Here is a 19,252-nt window from a genome sequence, read left to right as displayed (position 1 = left end):
GGCAATTACATGAAAAAAACAAATATCGCATTAGCAATCCTTTCAGTATTACTTTGCACAAGTGCAGGTGCGAGTAGTGACGGGTTTTCTCAGTTAGACCAAGAAGTAAGTAAACTTCATCAACCCAAAGAAGAGAAATACAAAGAATTTTATCAATACCTCAATAAGTACTTAGATGAATATGAAGCATGGCGAGATGAATATACGCAGCAAATTGATACCGAAAAAAGGGACTTAATTAGTCAATGGGGTGAGGGGGCGATATCTGACCAATCTACTCAAGTAGATTATTCTCAAGACAACAAAGTTCGTACTCAGATCGATTATGAAACCAATACAGCAGTAGTTTCTGTATTGATTAATGAGGATGAAAACAATTCAGATGCGGAAAGTCTACTCGATTCTAAAAACATTGAAGTGGATGGCGCATTAGTCAGTATCGAGGTAGATAAACCAAGTGTTCAGGCTATTACCTATTCGAGAGAAAGTGAACTTAAAGAAAGAGCATTTATCATCAACCAAACGAAAGCTCAGATGAACGACTTGGATGTAAGAGCGGAGCGTTTGATTCGTTCGGCTATCGGAATACCAGATAGTTTTATCTATGAGCGAGCCCATAACCAGAAAATGGCATTATTAAGTAAAGCCAAAATTCGGGTAGAAAAGCTAACGAAACTATACAGCGAGATGAGATTGGCTCATGGCATTACGACGGTTGAACAAGACAGTGCTAAAGGTGTTTCTACAATAAAGTCAGAGCAAAAAAAGCAGGCAGTTGACGTTGCGAAGGTAACAAAAACAAAAGCAGAACCTGTTAAATCAAAAGCACCAACAACACCAGATATTGTTAAGCCAGTAACACCAGCGCCTATAAAAACAGTAGCAGTATCTGACACTAAAACTAAGCCGGTGGTTTCAAATACAGCCATGAAGGTTGTTAGTTACAAAGTAAAACTACCAGAAAACAGTTTGAAAACGCGAGCAAAGAAATTCTCCTCGCTGGCTGAAAAAGAAGGTGAAACGTGGAAAGTTGATCCGGCTTTAGTGATGGCTATCATGCATAGTGAATCGAGTTTTAGACCTGAGGCGAAATCTCATATACCAGCGTTTGGATTAATGCAAATTGTACCATCAAGCGCAGGGCATGATGTCAACAAACAGGTGAGGCATATTGATTCGCCAATGAAAGCGAAAGACCTATATGTCCCAGCAATAAACGTTGAAACAGGAAGTGCATACCTCAACATTTTGAATTCTAAATACTTACGAAGTATTAAAGATGATAAAAGCCGTTTGTACTGTGTTATTTCTGCATACAATACTGGTGCAGGCAACGTTGCCAAGGCATTTAATACGAATAGATCTACCAGTGTCAATAAAGCCGCAAAAATCATCAATAGCATGAGTTCAGACGAAGTTTATAATCACTTAATAAACAACTTGCCCTATGATGAAACTAAAAACTATTTGAAAAAGGTGAATAGCAGAATCGCTTTATATAAACAATAGAAAGAGTGGATGAAGAAGTATGTTTAAATTTTTGCTATTAACGGTTTTGGTTGTTGGTATTGTGATAGGTATTTTTCTTGGTATGAATTATAACGACCAGATTGAAGATATATTAGGGTCGGATATTGTGGAGTACATTCAGGAAAAAACCGAGGACGGATCTGACGTTGTGATCGAAAAATTGGAAGAAATGAGGGGCTAAAGTGGTAGATAATACTGATAATGTCGTAGCTACTGATGTTGGAAAACAGTCTACTGAGCAACAGAAAGTATCTCCTATGCGAAGTGTAGTGAAAGACAAGTGGACTAGAACAATAGGGCTTGTTTCCCTTGTGTCAATTGCGCTTGGTGGTTTTAATGACACTATGGAAGCGTTAGAAAAAATATACAATATTTCGCTATCTCAGCTTACGGATATACCCTCAAGAAATAAGTTGTCCAAAATTTACATTCGAGCATCAGAATCTGTGTTGGATGAAAATTTTGGTGCGCCAGTATATATAAAACGTTCGAGTTCTGATGAAATAATAAAATATTATTTGGATGACAACTATTTGCTATCATCTATTACAAAAGATGATGCTATTGTCGCTTATTTGGTTTTTCCTTCACAAGGTTATGAACCCGATACAGTTGAGCATGCAGGCCAAGAAAACCTATTTGGACAACCATTTAGTAAAATAGAAAGCATAAACGAAGTACGTGCTTCCTTTGCTAGGACTGGAAATTACTACATCGAAGAAAATAATGGCGGCCAATTTGGCTTTCTCTATTCTTCTGTGAGTGGATATTCTGAATTTTTGAATCCAATGACGGCTCAAGAGCAAAAATTATTGTCAGATGTGGTTGATGCACAAATGTTCGAAGACAAGCTTGTTGAGTCGGTGGAATCTTTTAGAAAAAATATGAGCCCTAATTTTTTTGGTTATACAACGTTGGGGTTAGCGTCATTGGAAGAGGCAATTTTATCCATATCTGAATATAAGCTTATACATAAAATATAGTTTAGCGACTTTTCAGTATGGCAAGGGTAAACTTGAGTCCCAAACCAACTGCGTATTTTTTTAATATTTAGGATCTTAATTGATTAAATGAAGGCCCTTATGCGATGACTTACTCATCTCGTAGGGGCTTTGTCGTAGAAGGGTAGTTCTTCCGGTTTTTTTCGTTTTGGACACAGTGGAATACGATAGAGATATTGAACAACAGGAGTCGCACCATATTCTAGCCACAACTGATCATAGTTAAAACTCACCGACTTACCTTTGGAGCCAATAATATATCTTAGTGCGTGATAAGTATTTTATTACGAAGTTATATTAAAAACAGTTATGGTCTAAATTTAGTTTTTGGCATGTACACCGTTTAAATACACTCGAAAAATCACTATTTTGAATAGAATTTCGGCATAAGAAGGCTTGGTAATGTTGATTCAATGGGTGGTACATGAGGGTAGGAAGCAATAGCCTCAATAGTGATGAAATAGGTTAAATTATCGGAAAAATTGCATTAACTCTTTTAGGTAGAAGTCGCTGACTATACGGTCTTAAAACCCTGTCACAACCTTGAAATAAGGAGTTTGCTACTCGCGCGAAAGATATGCAAATTGAATAATGACTATTTTGTCAAAGTCTGGAATATAGATGAAGGTCAGCGCTGGCGTTTTTCTAAATTACAAAGAGACTTGATTATGAATAGTAATTCGAAACCACTTCCTGCATTTATTGAGGAACGCCTAAATTTTTATATTAAAGATACAATTGAATCAAATCAAAATCACAAACATCTGGTTTTGGGTAAACGTCCTAGTGCAAATGCTGTAGTAATGCAAAGTAATGATTATCTAGCGTTGTCTCGTAACAAGGAGATTCAAACAGCGCACAAGCAGGCAATTTCGGAGCATGATGAAAATGTCGTCATGTCCGCTGTTTTTCTACAGGATGAGGCGTCTAAGCCAGAATTTGAGTATGAACTTGCGAATTACGTTGGGATGGAAACTTGTTTGCTATCACAATCTGGCTGGGCCGCCAATATTGGCTTGTTGCAAACTATTGGGTCTCCGGATACACCTATCTATATCGATTTCTTTGCGCATATGTCTATGTGGGAAGGGGCAAGAGTATCTGGTGGGGCCATCCATCCATTTATGCATAACAACATCCAGCATTTACGTAAGCAAATTCAACGATATGGTGCAGGTATAATCTTAATAGATTCAATTTACAGTACTATAGGCACTATTGCACCGCTTGAGGCTATCTACGAAATAGCACACGAACATGGCTGTGCTTTGGTTGTTGACGAGTCTCATTCATTAGGGACTCATGGCCCAAATGGATCGGGTTTAATAAACGAGTTAGGCGTTCTAGAGCATGTTGATTTTGTCACCGTTAGTCTTGCTAAAACTTTCGCGTACCGAGCTGGTGCAATCTTGGGACCGAAAAAGCTAAATCAGACGTTACCGTTTGTATCGTTCCCGGCTATTTTTAGTTCTACAGTACTACCACAAGAGGTTGTTAGATTAAGAAAAACGCTAGAAGTTATTAAAAAAGCAGAAGCAAAAAGGCAAATACTATTTAAACGTGCTAATACACTAAGAATTGGATTGAAGAAGATAGGGTTTAACATTCGTAGTGAATCGCAAATTATTTCTCTGGAGTGTGGCGGGGAAAAAATATGGAGCGAGTACGTGACTTCCTTGAGGATAATGATGTATTTGGTGCAATTTTCTGTCGACCAGCGACGGGAAAAAACAAAAGTATCATGCGTTTTTCAGTTAATGCAGATATGACAACCAAAGATGTCGATCATGTCTTAACGGTCTGTCATGAAGCGTTTTCAAATCCAGAACTTGAATTTATTTAACATGATTGATAGTAATTGTTGAGTAAATCATGACCACGAAGGTAATAGAAGAGCTTAGCCATTGGCTAAGCTCTTATTTAAATCCAATCTGCTATTTTATTGAGCAATTGGACCTTGTTTGCTGGTTTAACAATATAATCAGACATGCAAGATGACTCTATCTTTTCAAGCATGGAAGTAGAGTCATCACCTGTATGAGCGATAATCGGTACATTGGCAAAATTTGTCTGAGACTGGCGAATGTGAAGAGATGCTTCGATTCCATCCATTATCGGCATTTCAATATCCATAAGAATGAGGTCGATATTTTCATTTTTGAGGGCGTCAACAGCTTGTTGTCCATTACTCTTTTGAATGACTTCAAGCCCTTGCTGTTCCAAAACTATCGACGTTAATTTTCGTAAGGATTCGTTATCGTCTACCACCATAATCGTGCGTTTTATTGTATCTTTACGAGGTGTAGAGGGTGACGTTGTATCTATATAAGCAGCATCAAAGAACAAACGCTCAATGGTCTCTTTCGGATGAATAAACAAAGTATCGGTTTGAACCCATATCGGCGTCATACCTGCGTGATGATGAGATTCAACAGGACGGTCTTGATATAAATATACAAATTGAGCTTCAGAAAAAGAATAGAGAGATTCCAGTTTTTCTAGTTGGTTATTCTTAAGCTCGATACTTTCGATGTCGACGATAATCAAATCAAATTCGAATTCGTACTCTTTTTTTCTAGGGTGGCGTCAACGTTTAAGATACTCAGGTTAATCCCCATAAAACGACCAACATTGGTCATTTGAGAGGCTAAATAATGTTGCTCGGTCACTAATAATAGAGATTTGAGTTTGGTGAGTTCGCTCTTAATGTTTCTGACAACATTTGATTCTTTTTTGGTAACGTTAAGGTAAATGTAGACCACTTACCAAGTTCAGATTGACACTTAATATCGCCACCAAATGAACGCATTACTTTTTTACAAAAAGGCAAGCCCAGACCATAATTACCCGATTTACCCGTGGTATAGAAATCTTTGAAAATATTTTCAAGAATTTCTGGTGCGATTCCCGATCCAGTATCCGTTACAACAATCGTGTTCTTTTGTTCTTCCGCTTTAAGCGTTAAATGGACAGTAAAGTCACTGCCGGTGCGATGATGGAATGCATTTTTTAGCAGATTGTATAAGACATACTTTAATAATGTGTCACTACCAAAAAACTCGAACTCGTTTTGAACCTCTAATGATACCGCGGTTCTATCTATGTCGTGCTTATAACTGAAACTTGCTATCGCACTTTTTATTATCTTGTGAGCGGCGTGTTTCTTAAATGTTGTACGAGAAACTCTGTTCTCATCGATAGAGGTGAGCAGTAAATCAATAGTCTCATTCCCTGAAAGTACAACCTTCAGGGCATCACTACTGACTTCCTGTAGGCGAAGGATCTCTTTTTTGCTGAGTTGGTAAGTCTCTTTGTTATCCATATCTGTATTTGGCAATATAGTCTGAATAACATCTATAGATGTACAAAGGCTACTAAGGGGGTTTCGCATTTCATGGGCGATACCTGCTCCGAAAGACTTAGCTATAGATACTTTTGAATCATAATCAACCTGATAACGATAGAAGCATAAACTACCGAAGAGATAGGTAAATAAAAATACAGGTAAGAGCTGAATCCAATCTATCGTGAATTGTAGTGTGTATCCTTTGCTCAACCATGCAAAACCAGTCGCGGAAATTAAGCCAATAAAGGTTTGAATAAATAGCAGCCATGTAATGTGTACTAACAGGATATGCAAAAATATGGCAGCCATAAATGACATCACCCAGACTTGGGACCAATCATTCATTAATAGCATATAGAAAAAGAAAAATGGCAATGAAATGATAATAACGACTTGATAGTACAAGTGCATATTTTTTCTTAAGCTTAATTTAAGATTATTCCTAAAGATAATGCCAACGTAGAGAAGTGAGCAAAATAGACGAAGGGGTAGATTTTCGTACTGTTGAGGGAAGATGTTTGCCCAGACTGCGTAGTATACAGGGAAGCCGATGACGGCTAACCAGCCAACTAAAGTAAGGTTAGGTTCCGCGTATTGATATACTTTACGTAATGCTTCCATAGTTGTGCAATGCCTAACCACAATTGTAATACCCTTGTCGGGTATATTACTGGCTGAACTTTTGTTATGCAATTTCGTTTGATGTTATTTAAGGTGTTCGGGAGTCTTGTTTTCATTACCGAATTGAAAAATGCGAATGCGTCAGCAAAACCAAATGATATGAGGTGATATTCTGAGTCTGGTAATAACAATATAAGGCGTAACCGTTATGTATAAACATATCCTAGTTGCAGTAGAACTTTCAGAAGACAGTGACTCACTTATAGACAAAGCCGCCATTTACGCTAAAAAATTCGATGCGGATGTCTCACTCATTTATATTGATAGCACGTATGGTGAAATCTACACCGAATTTTTTGATCTTACGAAACCAGAAGTGGCTTCTAACGTTCCTGATAAAACCAGCCGTTACTTTAAGCGTTTTATTGAGCGCTCGGAAGCGCCGATTCAGGTTGCGTTAGTTGGGACTGGGAACATCAGTAATAAACTTCCAGACGTCATTAAACAGTATGATTTCGACCTGTTAATCTGCGGTCATCATCACGATTTTTGGAGTCATATCGTGTCGACATCTCGACAACTAATCAATACCAGTTTAGTCGATATTTTAGTTCATCCGATAGTTCCGGGGAAATAGTAATCTCTAGGTTTGTCCAGTTTGTTAAGTAGACTATTTTTCAGAGCAAAAAGTAATAGTTATCAATAGGCAAGGATGCCCATTGATAACCGTATTTACTATCAGCTAAACAGTTTCGCTTTATATTCAGGATTCATTAAGTTTCTAGTGGAGAAAATTTCATCAATATTATTTTCGTTCAACAGTCCTCTTTCAAGAACAACCTGTTTTACGCTCTTACCTGTTTCAGCACATATCCTGCCGACAATATCGCCCTCATGATGACCTATGAATGGATTTAAGTAAGTGACGATTCCGATAGAGTTAAATACATAATCTTCACAAACGGTTTTATTTACTGTGATGCCATTGATGCATTTGTCGGCTAAATTTACACAAGCATTACTGAGTAAATCAATAGACTCAAAAATAGCTTGACCAATCACAGGCTCCATTACGTTTAATTGTAATTGTCCAGCTTCTGCCGCAAAAGTAACCGTAGTATCATTGCCAATGACTTTAAAGCAAACCTGATTAACGACTTCTGGAATTACCGGGTTCACTTTAGCCGGCATAATAGAAGAACCGGCTTGCATTTCAGGTAGATTGATTTCGTTAATACCGGAGCGTGGGCCAGAAGATAATAGCCGAAGGTCGTTGCAAACCTTTGATAACTTAACCGCCAGCCGCTTAAATGCTCCATGAACAGTGACATAAGCGCCACAGTCAGACGTTGCTTCAATCAAGTCTTCTGATGGCACGCATGCTAGCCCAGTGGCTTTCGCAAGAAAATCGACAGCCAGGTTTTGGTAGCCCTTCGGTGCGTTAAGACCTGTACCGATAGCCGTTGCACCTAAGTTTACTTCTAAAAGAAGATTTGCGGCATATTTGAGGTTTTTTATCTCTTCTTTAAGAAGAATACTATACGCTCTAAATTCTTGCCCCACGGTCATTGGCACTGCATCTTGAAGCTGAGTACGTCCCATTTTTAACGTGTCTTTGTGCTCTTCACTTTTCGCATCAAATGATGCTTTTAAATGCTCTACAGAGGAAATCATTTTCATAATGCTGTTGTACACAGCAACTCGAAAACCTGTCGGGTAAGCACAATTGGTTGATTGGCTTTTATTCACGTGATCATTAGGGTTGATAATATGGTAATCACCTTTCTCATGGCCCTTGATTTCTAACGCCACGTTAGCGATGACTTCATTTGCATTCATGTTGACTGAGGTACCTGCGCCACCCTGATAAACATCAGAGATAAATTGATCCATGCATTTACCAGTGTTTAAAATTTGGTTGCATGCTTCTACAATATATTTCCCAATATCAGAAGGAATAGTGCCAAGTTCTATATTTGCTTGAGCAGCAGCTTTCTTTGTGAAAATCATACCTCTTACAAGTTCCGGAACATCAGATATGGTCATGGACGAAATGAGAAAGTTATTTTTCGCACGAAGTGAATGTATTCCATAATAAGCGTCGGCAGGTATTTCCAATTTACCTAATAAGTCTTCTTCAATGCGAAATTTATTTGATACGTTTACCATGAAAGCTACCTTTAATAATAATTTAATTGTTGCAAGAATAATGCGGGTAAATTGATTTTAAGTACAATGCCAAAAAGTAATTTTAGATGCAGTTTTGGCATAGCGTAATTTATGAGGCTTGAATAACAGATTTATCGTCAAATTTGTTCTGAGTAGGATAATGAATATATCTTCATACATGTTATTGAGCCCCCTATAGAGGGGGCTGTGAACCGTTTGACACCAAGTTTTAGACAACTTTTTACAGGCGACGTTAAGAATTAAATAAAGACTCCACCGAACGCAAAACCTAACGCGACAGAAGTCGAAATAGTAACAACACCAGGGATAAAGAATGGGTGGTTAAATACATAGCGGCCAATACGTGTTGAACCGGTATCATCCATCTCTACTGCGGCTAACAATGTAGGGTAAGTGGGTAGTACAAATAGGGCACTTACCGCCGCGAAAGAGGCGACGGCGGTTAAAGGAGCGACTCCGATTGCTAGAGCAGCGGGCATAAGAGCTGTTGTTGTTGCGCCTTGAGAATACAGCAGCATAGATGCGAAGAATAAAGTAATTGCAAGCATCCATGGGTATTGTTCAAGGATTTGTGCTGAGAACTCTTTGATTTCGCTGATATGGCTAGAAACAAAAGTGTCACCTAGCCATGCCACACCAAGTACACAAACGCATGCACTCATACCAGATTTAAATGTCGCTGCATTTGCAATTTTTGAGGCGTCAATTTTAGTCATCATAACGATGCCTGTTGCAGCGGTTAACATGATAGCCATGATTGCATGATTACGACCAATAGTCGGATTTTCAATCAGACCGACTGTGCCACTAATCATGGTCGCGTAAGAGACAACAGCGACAATTGCCACAAAGAAGATATACACAGACGTTTTGGCTGAAGGCAGAATATCGCGTTGGGTAGCACCTTGAATTTTAATAAGGCCTTTTGCTAGTCGCTCTTGATAGACTGGATCATCTTTTAGCTCGCCACCCATCATGTTTGCGACGAAAGCACCAACCATGCAAGCAACAAACGTTGTCGGAATACAAATCGCAAGTAGCGTTAAATAATCAACACCGAGAGGCTCTAAAATACCAGAAAAGAACACAACAGCTGCTGAAATTGGAGATGCGGTGATGGCGATTTGAGAAGCAACAACGGCAATTGATAATGGTCTAGATGGGCGTATACCCTGTTCTTTGGCGACTTCAGCAATCACAGGTAGTGTAGAAAATGCGGTGTGACCTGTACCGGCAAGTAACGTCATAAAATAAGTTACGATAGGGGCGTAAAAGGTGATACGTTTTGGATTTTTTCGAAGAAACTGTTCCGCAAGATCAACCAGCCAATCCATACCGCCGGCAACTTGCATCGCGGCTATAGCGGTGATGACTGACATGATGATAAGAATAACGTCAACAGGAATGTTCCCGGCATCCACTCCTAAAAACATGGTTAATGCGATAACACCAGCACCACCAGCAAAACCGATACCTATTCCGCCTATTCTTGCTCCCAAGAATATAAAAAGCAGGACAACTAATAATTCGACAACTATCATGTTATTTTCCTTGATGTAAAAGTTAAATTTAAAATGTATATTAAAAGGATTTTATTTAAGCGCAGCCAGACCTGAGTTATCATTTTCTTTTTTCGTTATTTAATTGTAATTAAATTTTATTAAGATATAGCTTCGCTGAAGCAATGGTAATTATTGCTTTATAAAAATTTATGATTCTAAATACCAATTAGTATTTAATTTATGAGTGTTAAAGATCTAGCAATTGATAAGTAGCATACTGATAGAAAGTCAATTTGAGAAATGTTTCATTTGGCTCTCGTATAATAAAATAGCATCAACTAACCGACTCTAAATGTGATGCAATTCTCTTTATAAAGTCCATGTATAGTGTAGGTCCACTGTCAATAATTGATCCAGAGCAAAAAAGAGTTGTGGTAATGCCGCTATATCAATTTAGTGTCTAAAGTGTGCAACTCTTTTATTGGGCTGATTTTTATCAGTTGATTCCATATAGCTTCACAAGATGGGTGAAGTTTTGAAACGTATCGATAGACATAAAGATCCAGAGGTACGGGTTGCTTTTCGCTGAGAATAACAAGTTTGCCAGACTTTAATTCGTTCCTAATTGTGTAGTCCGGAAGCCAGCTTATACCTTTGCCCTGTATGACAAATTCTTTGTTCAAGTCGCTCATTGATGAGGTAGAAATAGTGTTATGCGTAAGTGAACTATGGGCTCTTTTCAATGCTCTACCCATATAGCTATCTGGGGTGTAATCTAAGCTTGGTATGTCTGAATCACGGTCGAGGTCAAATAAGGCATTACCTTGTTCATCCACACCCGATACACAATACAGAAAGCTACGGCCTAAGTAGATAGACCGGTACGGTGCCACTTGCAGCCTGTCATCGTAAAAGGAAAACAGAAAATCACTTTTACCGTCAATGAGACGTTCGATTGAAGAATCGACTTCGTTAGCAACGATAGACAAGTTAGTATTTAGTTTTGGATTAAATATACCTTCGTGTATCTGAGGTAGGATACCGATTGCAATGGAGTGTGCAGCACTTAATCTAACGGTATGTCGCCCCTGTACAGAGCTGCCAGTTAGACGATCGATTTCTTCATCTAACTGAAAAAGAATCGACTCAGCAGTCGTTTTGAATTGCTTACCCGAGGTTGTTAGCTCAATCGGTGTTTTCGTTCTATCAATTAGAAGAAGGCTTAGCTCTGATTCCAAAGACTTGATACGACGGCTAAATGCAGGTTGAGTAATGTTTCTTGCTGACGCAGCTTGAGAGAAACTACCCAATTCAGCAAGCATAATAAAATCACGCAGCCATTTAGTTTCAATATTATTCATTTATAGCTCCTAAAGCAGTCGATGAAGAACCTTGCCTGAGCATATCCTTGCTAACAATAGATTCGGTGTGCGAATGAACGAGCCATATGAAAACACTAATTGTGGGTTGTAGCAAGCATTAGTAGCCTGCTTGAATGATGAAGTGTAAGTTTTTATGTTGTAAGACGCATATTTTTTAATACGTTGTGCTTTTAAAAAGAGGGTGGGGATAAAAAGAGTAAATTCTATTGTATTCGTCTACAAGTTAGATCACATTATAAAAAAATCCATCATGCATTTTAAACATCTACCTTAGCCGTATTTGCATACGGAAAATAAATATTTGCACTTATGGTCAACTTAACCTTGTCGTTAATTACGCTGAACTAACACTTATTTTAGCATCCGACTGGCGAGCAACAATCTCGGCCAAGTACCAATTTTGAACTTCGTATACTTGTTTTTCTAGTTTGTTTAGCATTAGTTTTGCCATCGCCTCACCCACACCGTGAGTGTCGTATTTTAGTGTGGTAATGGATGGTTTAGCATATCGGCTATACTCGTAATCACCATACCCAGCGATGGCCACATTTTTGCCTGGTCGGTAGCCCAGTTCTTCACATGCGGCTATCGTACCTAAAGCCATCGTGTCGTCAGCGCAGAGAATAGAAGTCGGGTGCTTGGCTAAAGACATCACTTCTTTGGTCATTTTCATTGCGGCATCTTCGTTAAGATCACCGTTTAAAAGCCAGCGATTATCGATGGGCAGGTTTGCTTCTTCCATTGCCTGCAAATAACCCTGTTGACGAGCCTGAGATAAAGTTAGCTCAATAGGTGCATCAAGAAAGGCAATACGAGTATGGCCAAGCGCTATTTGACGTTTGGTTAGTTCGTAAAAAGCATGTCGGTTATCTACATCTACAAAGCTGTCGTTGGGAAAACCAACATCAAACCCGTGGCAAACATAGGGAAATTGATGTTTTTGTATCATGGTAATTCGTTCGTCATTTTTTCGTGTACGAACGATAAATAGGCCATCAACCAATCCGCTGGTGATAAAATCGAGGTAGACCTGTTGTTCGTCTTGCCAATCCGAAATTGTAGTTACAATTAATTGATAGTCATGCTTTGCCAAGAATGCAGAAGCACCAGCAAGCACTTTGGAGAAAGCAGGGGATACAAACATACGAGAACTCGCCGGTAAAATAATACCAACGTTGCGTGATTTTCCTGAGGCTAATCTTTTCGCGGTTGGATTCGCTTTGTAGCCAATCTCTTGAGCGGCACGTAGTACTTTTTCACGGGTGTCTGCACTAACATCAGAGTATCCATTTAACGCTCTAGATACGGTAGATTTGGAAATTCCTAGATGTTCAGCAAGTTTCTTGATAGACATAAATTACTCTAGATTTAATAAACAATTAGAAAGTACACGGTGTGCATCGATGGGTATTTTCGATTCTATTAAGTTATCGTAATACTCGTTCCATCCCTTTAAGTTGGCTTCCAGCGTTGATGATAATGAATTTTCACAATAATCTAAACATTGAGTGAGCCTTAATGCGCCACTATCAAGATATTCTGAACATTTAGTACTGCCTTCAAGAAGAAATCGAATAAGCGCTAGCGTTATAGGGGTTTGTGAAATAAAGGTGCCAGAAAAGGGATACAGTGACTGCTTGAGCGTCGGTAAATCAATCGGATGATGTTTAGCATAATAACTAAAAAATAAAACTCGTTCGATATCACCTAATACCTTCCCCGCCTCTGCGGCTTGCATTGCTCGAGCCGCAAACGCTTCTTTGTCATGCCTCATGATAAGCCCCGGTCGATGGCTGTAGACTAAGTACTGGTCATTTACGGGATTTGCCAAGGCCGATAATATAAAAGCTTGGTCTTCTGCTCTATGGATAAAAGTGGGAGTAAAAGGTCTGTATTGGTAAAGAGCATCAATTGTAATGCCATTCGTACCACCTGTTACGTGCACTCTCTGAATGTCGTTGCGCTTACTTAAGATCTCTTCTTGCGTTGAGATTGCTTGTGGCCATCGAGTACAGAAAAGCTGTTCGAATATGTCGTAATCGTGCCCGTTAGGCGGATTCACATCAGGGGTAAACAAACCTTGATGTGCATCGGTTTCATTGACTAATCCACCAGCTAACATGCCTAAGTGCACACCATTACCTTTATTGTCTACAGCATCTGCTCCCCAATTTGATTGAACGATGAGCTCGAAGGCTGACTTTTTAGTTTCTTGGATTAACATGGATTGATCAAAAACCTGATCTAAATCTATCTTGAAGTTGGCTTTGAGTTTCGGGTTTAACGTTTTTTGCCAAAGTGGTGCAATGGCTTTTAAGAAAGTGTAGTGCCGTCCATATGCGCCATTAACACCAAATACTTGTTTTAGGTTAGAAGAAGCCTTTGGAAAAGTAGCCGCGATGACGGCGTGACATTCGTGTTCGCTAAATAATGCCACTTGAATATGCCTCAATCTTAGGTGAGTCCGAATCTCATACTCGACATATTTTTTGGCGATGGTCGCTAAAGAAGGGTGTGTGACAGAGCAGGAAAGAACTACGGTTAATTTTTGATTTTTAGCCATGTTTCCGCGTTCGATTTCGATGGACAAAGAGCGGTCAAGGTGGCTTAAGCCATATAAGAGTTCGTTCTCTTTAGCAGGAATACCGATAGGAATTGGATGGTCGTACCAATATTTTTGCGGTTCGTTTTGAGCGGTGCGAATAGTTTGCTTAAACGGCTCATCTAAATCGACACGTTCGATATCATCGTTTTTAAGAGGAATAGTGAGCAATATATTACTTGTTAAGAGCAACTCTTCGGCTACATCAGATAGAAGATTGTGAGGCTTATGGATATGGCTGATGGTACGGGTCGTCTGAATAATTTCTCGTACGGCTGCGGTGTTCTGCTCGCAATCGATGGCCTCAGGGCTAAACATTGCCCAAAATGGGTGACTACTTTCAGGTATCACCATGCCGGTTAATTCTTGCTCAATTTTAGGTAGGCAGCTTTTTATAAATAACATAACAGGGTGATTGCTGTTTTGTTCTAAAAGCGCTGCTGACTGATTGAATTCAGTGTGTCGCGGTGATTGTGCAATGAACCAAGCATGACAAAGCTGACTTGAAAGATCTTTAGCTTTATGTATTGAAAAACTATTCTCGTGGATAAGTCGTGCACAAATGTCGTTTAATACTGGCATGCATAATCCTGTGACCCCCTTAATTATATTAAGGGGGAATAGAGTGGGAGGCGTTAGATTACGAAAAACTAAAGGCGAAGCTCGGTTTCATTATCGAAAACGAGTACTCTTGAAAGGTCAACCAAAAGGTCCATCTTTTCACCGCGAGCCAATTCAGAACGTAAATCAAGTCGTGCTTTTATGGTTCCATCGCCAAGTGTAAACAAGACCTCTTTATCAAAGCCCATAGGCTCGATAAGATCGACCGTTACCTGATCAAATGTGAAGCTCTCTTCGCTTTCGCCAAAGAAATTTTTGTCATTAAAAAAGTCTGGGCGAATACCTACTTTTACCTCTAATCCCTGTTCGGGAATATCTTTTTGGTATGCAACGCTAGACAACTTTTCGCGTGGCAGGCGATAACCACCAATGTGTAATGACTCGTTATGCAATGTACCTTGCATTATGTTCATTGAAGGGGAGCCAATAAATTGAGCCACAAAAATGCTAACGGGATTCAGGTAAATCTCCATGGGGGTTCCGGCTTGAGCGATAAGCCCGTCATGAAGCACCACTACTTTATCCGCTAACGTCATCGCTTCCACTTGGTCGTGGGTAACATAAACGCTAGTACGGCCAAATTTGTTGTGAATTTTTCCTATTTCCGTACGCATGTGACCACGAAGCTTTGCGTCTAAGTTTGAAAGTGGTTCATCAAATAGAAACACGTCGGCATCACGTATAATCGCTCGGCCCATCGCGACTCTCTGGCGTTGGCCACCGGATAAATCGGCTGGCTTACGGTCCAATAACTCTTCAAGTTGGAGCATCTCAGACACTTCGACAAGGCGACGTTGAATTTCGCTTTCTTGAACCTTAAGACGTCGAAGGGCAAACACGATATTTTCTTTCACGGACTTATGCGGGTATAACGCATAGTTTTGAAAGACCATTGCGATGTTCCGGTGCTGAGGTTCCACATCATTGACGACTTTATCGCCAATGACAATCTCCCCAGAGGTGGCCTGCTCTAAACCCGCTATCATTCGTAAAGTTGTCGATTTTCCGCAACCAGAAGGGCCAACAAGAACAACAAACTCGCCGTCATTAATTTCTAAGTCTATGTCTTTTACTACTTTTGTTTCGCCGTAGTTCTTAACGATATTTTTTAGTTTTATAGAAGCCATGATTAACCCTTAACGCCGCCTTCAGTATTTCCGCCTTTCATAAAGCGAGATGCAAATAAGAAACAAACTACAATTGGTGCAAGAGTCAACATTGACGCTGCCATGATCCGATCCCAAATTGCATTTTTCGATACAAATAGCTCTTGAAGAGCAAGTGGTAATGTGTGGAACTCTGGATATTGCTTTAGGAATACCGAAGCGAATAGATACTCATTCCAGCCAATGATGAAACAGTAAATGAATACTGTCGCTAGCATAGGCAACGAGAGTGGTAACACAACCTTGATAATGGCTTCTGTTCTTGAGCAACCATCCATCATTGCTGCTTCTTCAAGCGCAAGAGGTATGCCACGGAAATAGTTACCAAGCATATACATACCAACGGGTAGTGTTTGAACGATATAGATTAGGAAAAGACAAAAAACACTTCCCCACATCGATGATGCTAAGCCAACGTTCATCGCCATTTGATAGAGTGGTACCATGAGTAACACGCCCCCGACCATGTAAACAAATAGTACCGAACGTTGGATAACTACCTTGCCACCAAACCTTAGACGACTTATCGAGTAAGCCCCCATCACAGCAAAGATAAGAGAAATGGATGCTGCACCGACTGAAAACATCACACTGTTTAACATATATTTGCCAAACGGGAATAGATTGTCGTTCGACGTATATTTTGCTGCGATGGCCTCTTTTTTCTCTCTAGACAATTTAGGATTATTCAAGATTTTTTGAATGGCTGCTGGTATCTGAATCTCTTCCGTTTTAGTTAATCCAAGCAGTTCTTTATATGCCTCTAGATTGATCGCTTGAGGAATAAGCGATGGGTTACCCCAGTCAAACTGGTGCTTGAGAGAAGTAGAAAGGATTTGGGCGAAGGGTAATAAGCTAAAGCTTACTAATAATCCCACCGCTAAGACGAATCCAATGCGTCCTTTTAATGACCGTTTTCCTAGCATGATTAATTACCACTTCATGATTTTTTTGATATAGAACCAAATGAATACGCACAAAACACCAAGCTGAATAACGGACGTTGCCGCTGCTAAACCTTGGTCTATGACGCCCGTAAATGCCTGGTAATAAGTGAAAATAGGCAATGTTTCTACATTTGGTGCTAATAGATACACGTCTTCGAAACGGTTAAGGTTCCATATAAGACGAAGCAATACCACGGTAGCAAGTACAAAATGCAGCTCTGGTAATGTTACGTGGAAGAAACGACCAATGGGCCCATAGCCATCAATTGAAGCAGCTTCATATTGGTCACGTGAAATTGAAACTAGCTTGGATAAAATAAGCATGTAAGCGATCGGAGCATGTTTCCAAATATCGAAGATCACGACTATCCATAAGGCCGAGTCTGGGTCGCCAATCAGGTTGGTGCGCTCACTCCACAGGTGCAATATGTCGACCATGAGGTAGTTAACAACCCCTGAAATTGGGTCAAATAGAAACTGCCAACCAAAAACAACGGAAATAACAGGGGCAACGTACGGAAGCATAATCGCTGCGTTTACGAGCCCTCGCCCTGGGAATGGGTCCCGTAGCAATAAAGCCATCGCTAAACCGAGTACGGTGGTACCTACTACCGTGCCAATTAGGTATAAAACAGTGGTGCCAATAGCCGAATAATAATCCGGATTTGAGAGTAATTTTGTGTAATTTTCTAACCCGACAAATGCTTTGTCACCATTTAGCTGAACATCAAAAAAGCTCAAATAAATGTTATAAACAAGAGGGTAAAGAATGAGCAAGCTAAGAATAATGATCGTTGGAGCAACAAGCTTCCAACCAAACCTTGCTTCAGCTCTTTCTAATGGAGTCATGAGTTTCCCTTGTAACGTTTTTCTTTTAACGTTTTCCTTGCGAAAAGTGTGGGGTGGTAGTACTCCCCACACTCAGTCTGACTATGATTACTTAGCAACCACTTCTTGCATCTGCTTTTCGGCCCAATCTAAAGATTCTTTCGTATCTTTGTTTTCGATTGTTGCGCTATAAATCATTCGAGGGATAATCTGCTTAGCGAAAATTTCTCCTGATTTAGGGAATGCTTTTCCGTCAACAACAGAGAAGTTTTTGATGTTGTCAAAACCAGCAACGATCTCCTTGATCGACTCTTTACCATATTGAGCAAAAATGCCTTTAGGGTCGTTCAAGAACTCATCTGTTTCTGCGATATCTCGTAGCATTGGTAAATGACCACCAACCGCCATATGTGAATACGCAACAACCTGGTCTTTCTCGTTCATATATTCAATGAACGCTTTAGTTGCATCAACCTCGGCTTTGTTGTCATTTTTCATCACAGAGAAACCAACTAAGGTACCAAATGATGAAGGCGACGTTTTCGTGATAGTTGTGGCTAAACGCGTATTTTTTGCAAGGTTAGGGTCAAAAGCTGCGCCTTTAAGGTCGCTGAAGTTCTCAGAGCTTAGTGAACTCGCGGCTGCTTCGGCCAATGCAATATCATCTAGGATATAAGACGAATAGAAGAACATCGCCAGTTTACCTTGCAAGTAATAGTCTCGTGCACGCCATGTTTGTGGGCCTGGAGGGTTATACTGTGCAAGTGTTTTGTAGAAATCGAGCACTTCGCCTTGCGCTTTTGAATTAAAGATAAGTTCGCCATCTTTATTAAATTGGCCAGCATCATTTGACAGGGCAAACTGGGTATAACACTGCTCTGCATAACTATCTGCTTTTGTTCCTAAAAGTATACCGTATTGGTTCTCTTTTGGTTTATAGAAGTGCTTCGCTGCTTTTTCAATAGCATCCCATGTTGTTGGTGGCTCTAGACCTGCATCTTTGAACCAATCTGCACGGTACCAAATACCTTGAACCCAGCCACGATAAGGTACAGCAACATATTCTTTGATTTCAGGGTTCTCTACAAGAGTGAGAGCACCATTATAAAAGCGGGATTTGCCAAGAGATTCGATAATTTCTGTATTGGCAACAGTATCAACAATACCCTCTTCAGCGAATGCAAGCGACAAATTAGACCCAACTTCAATCATATCTGGTAGCGTATTTGACGCGGCTGCTGCGGCAATCTGTTTAGGCATATCATTTTCATCGACCCCAATAATTTTCACTTCGATTCCTGGGTTCAATGCTTCAAATACATCCGCCATTATTTCGATGGTTTGAATTCGATCTGATTGAGTTTGCGTTGTCCAATATTCAACAGTTGTTGCATTGGCTAAACTCGGAAGTACTAATCCAGCTGCTGCTAGCCCGAGGGTTAATGTCTTGAGTTTCATCGTTGCTATCCTTATTTGATGTTCTTAGTTATTAAAGTCGTACTTTAACGTCGACATT

General features: G+C 39.8%; 13 protein-coding genes and 3 pseudogenes. 5 read left to right on the top strand and 11 right to left on the bottom strand.

Annotated features, from left to right (window positions below; genetic code table 11):
• Positions 1-9: 9 nt before the first annotated feature.
• The 3 genes from PGX00_RS11205 to PGX00_RS11195 all read left to right on the top strand — a co-directional run bounded on the left by PGX00_RS11205 (position 10) and on the right by PGX00_RS11195 (position 2,513).
• A complete protein-coding gene (locus PGX00_RS11205; RefSeq protein ID WP_272136249.1) occupies positions 10-1,509 on the top strand; it encodes a transglycosylase SLT domain-containing protein in 1,500 nt (499 codons plus the stop codon).
• Positions 1,510-1,528: 19 nt separating this feature from the next.
• Positions 1,529-1,711: a hypothetical protein gene (locus tag PGX00_RS11200; protein WP_272136247.1), complete on the top strand. Its 183-nt coding sequence runs from the start codon at positions 1,529-1,531 to the stop codon at positions 1,709-1,711.
• A 76-nt stretch (positions 1,712-1,787) separates the two neighbouring features.
• Positions 1,788-2,513: an ETEC_3214 domain-containing protein gene (locus PGX00_RS11195; protein WP_272138045.1), complete on the top strand. Its 726-nt coding sequence runs from the start codon at positions 1,788-1,790 to the stop codon at positions 2,511-2,513.
• 113 nt (positions 2,514-2,626) lie between these two features.
• Here PGX00_RS11195 and PGX00_RS11190 read toward each other — a convergent pair.
• Positions 2,627-2,797: pseudogene (locus PGX00_RS11190) on the bottom strand (DUF535 family protein); the annotation flags it as partial.
• 402 nt (positions 2,798-3,199) lie between these two features.
• On the opposite strand from PGX00_RS11190, the pseudogene cqsA reads away from it, so the two are divergent.
• A pseudogene (gene cqsA, locus PGX00_RS11185) lies at positions 3,200-4,374 on the top strand (alpha-hydroxyketone-type quorum-sensing autoinducer synthase).
• Between the two features lie 77 nt (positions 4,375-4,451).
• Here the strand turns inward: cqsA and PGX00_RS11180 are convergent.
• Positions 4,452-6,498, bottom strand: a pseudogene (locus tag PGX00_RS11180) (ATP-binding protein).
• Between the two features lie 208 nt (positions 6,499-6,706).
• Here PGX00_RS11180 and PGX00_RS11175 point away from each other — a divergent pair.
• Positions 6,707-7,135, top strand: a complete 429-nt coding sequence (locus PGX00_RS11175; RefSeq protein WP_272136245.1) for a universal stress protein — start codon at positions 6,707-6,709, stop codon at positions 7,133-7,135.
• 101 nt (positions 7,136-7,236) lie between these two features.
• Here the strand turns inward: PGX00_RS11175 and aspA are convergent, their stop codons facing one another.
• The 9 genes from aspA to PGX00_RS11130 form a co-directional block, all read right to left on the bottom strand.
• Entirely contained in the window at positions 7,237-8,667 is a 1,431-nt protein-coding gene (aspA, locus tag PGX00_RS11170; RefSeq protein WP_272136243.1) for an aspartate ammonia-lyase, read from the bottom strand.
• Positions 8,668-8,927: 260 nt separating this feature from the next.
• Positions 8,928-10,229 (bottom strand): anaerobic C4-dicarboxylate transporter, encoded by a 1,302-nt coding sequence (locus PGX00_RS11165; protein ID WP_272136241.1) that lies wholly within the window; start codon positions 10,227-10,229, stop codon positions 8,928-8,930.
• Between the two features lie 404 nt (positions 10,230-10,633).
• Positions 10,634-11,551 carry a LysR family transcriptional regulator gene (locus PGX00_RS11160; protein WP_272136239.1) on the bottom strand — a complete coding sequence of 306 codons (918 nt, stop codon included), beginning with the start codon at positions 11,549-11,551 and terminating at the stop codon, positions 10,634-10,636.
• Between the two features lie 355 nt (positions 11,552-11,906).
• Positions 11,907-12,926 carry a LacI family DNA-binding transcriptional regulator gene (locus PGX00_RS11155; protein WP_272136236.1) on the bottom strand — a complete coding sequence of 340 codons (1,020 nt, stop codon included), beginning with the start codon at positions 12,924-12,926 and terminating at the stop codon, positions 11,907-11,909.
• A 3-nt stretch (positions 12,927-12,929) separates the two neighbouring features.
• The gene (locus PGX00_RS11150; RefSeq protein WP_272136234.1) at positions 12,930-14,756 is read right to left on the bottom strand and encodes a hypothetical protein; all 1,827 of its coding nucleotides are present in this window, start codon (positions 14,754-14,756) and stop codon (positions 12,930-12,932) included.
• Positions 14,757-14,824: 68 nt separating this feature from the next.
• Positions 14,825-15,922: an ABC transporter ATP-binding protein gene (locus PGX00_RS11145; RefSeq protein WP_272136232.1), complete on the bottom strand. Its 1,098-nt coding sequence runs from the start codon at positions 15,920-15,922 to the stop codon at positions 14,825-14,827.
• A 2-nt stretch (positions 15,923-15,924) separates the two neighbouring features.
• Positions 15,925-16,887 (bottom strand): carbohydrate ABC transporter permease, encoded by a 963-nt coding sequence (locus PGX00_RS11140; RefSeq protein ID WP_272136231.1) that lies wholly within the window; start codon positions 16,885-16,887, stop codon positions 15,925-15,927.
• Positions 16,888-16,893: 6 nt separating this feature from the next.
• On the bottom strand, positions 16,894-17,757 hold the full coding sequence (locus tag PGX00_RS11135; protein WP_272136229.1) for a carbohydrate ABC transporter permease: 864 nt from the start codon (positions 17,755-17,757) through the stop codon (positions 16,894-16,896).
• A gap of 87 nt (positions 17,758-17,844) precedes the next feature.
• Complete coding sequence (locus PGX00_RS11130; protein WP_272136227.1) at positions 17,845-19,194, bottom strand: ABC transporter substrate-binding protein; 1,350 nt, start codon at positions 19,192-19,194, stop codon at positions 17,845-17,847.
• Positions 19,195-19,252: the final 58 nt, after the last annotated feature.

Source organism: Vibrio algarum, assembly GCF_028204155.1.
In the GTDB taxonomy this organism is placed as follows: Bacteria; Pseudomonadota; Gammaproteobacteria; order Enterobacterales; family Vibrionaceae; genus Vibrio; species Vibrio algarum.
The sequence above is the reverse complement of the archived record's forward strand: the minus strand, read 5'-3'. Positions and strand labels throughout refer to the sequence as shown.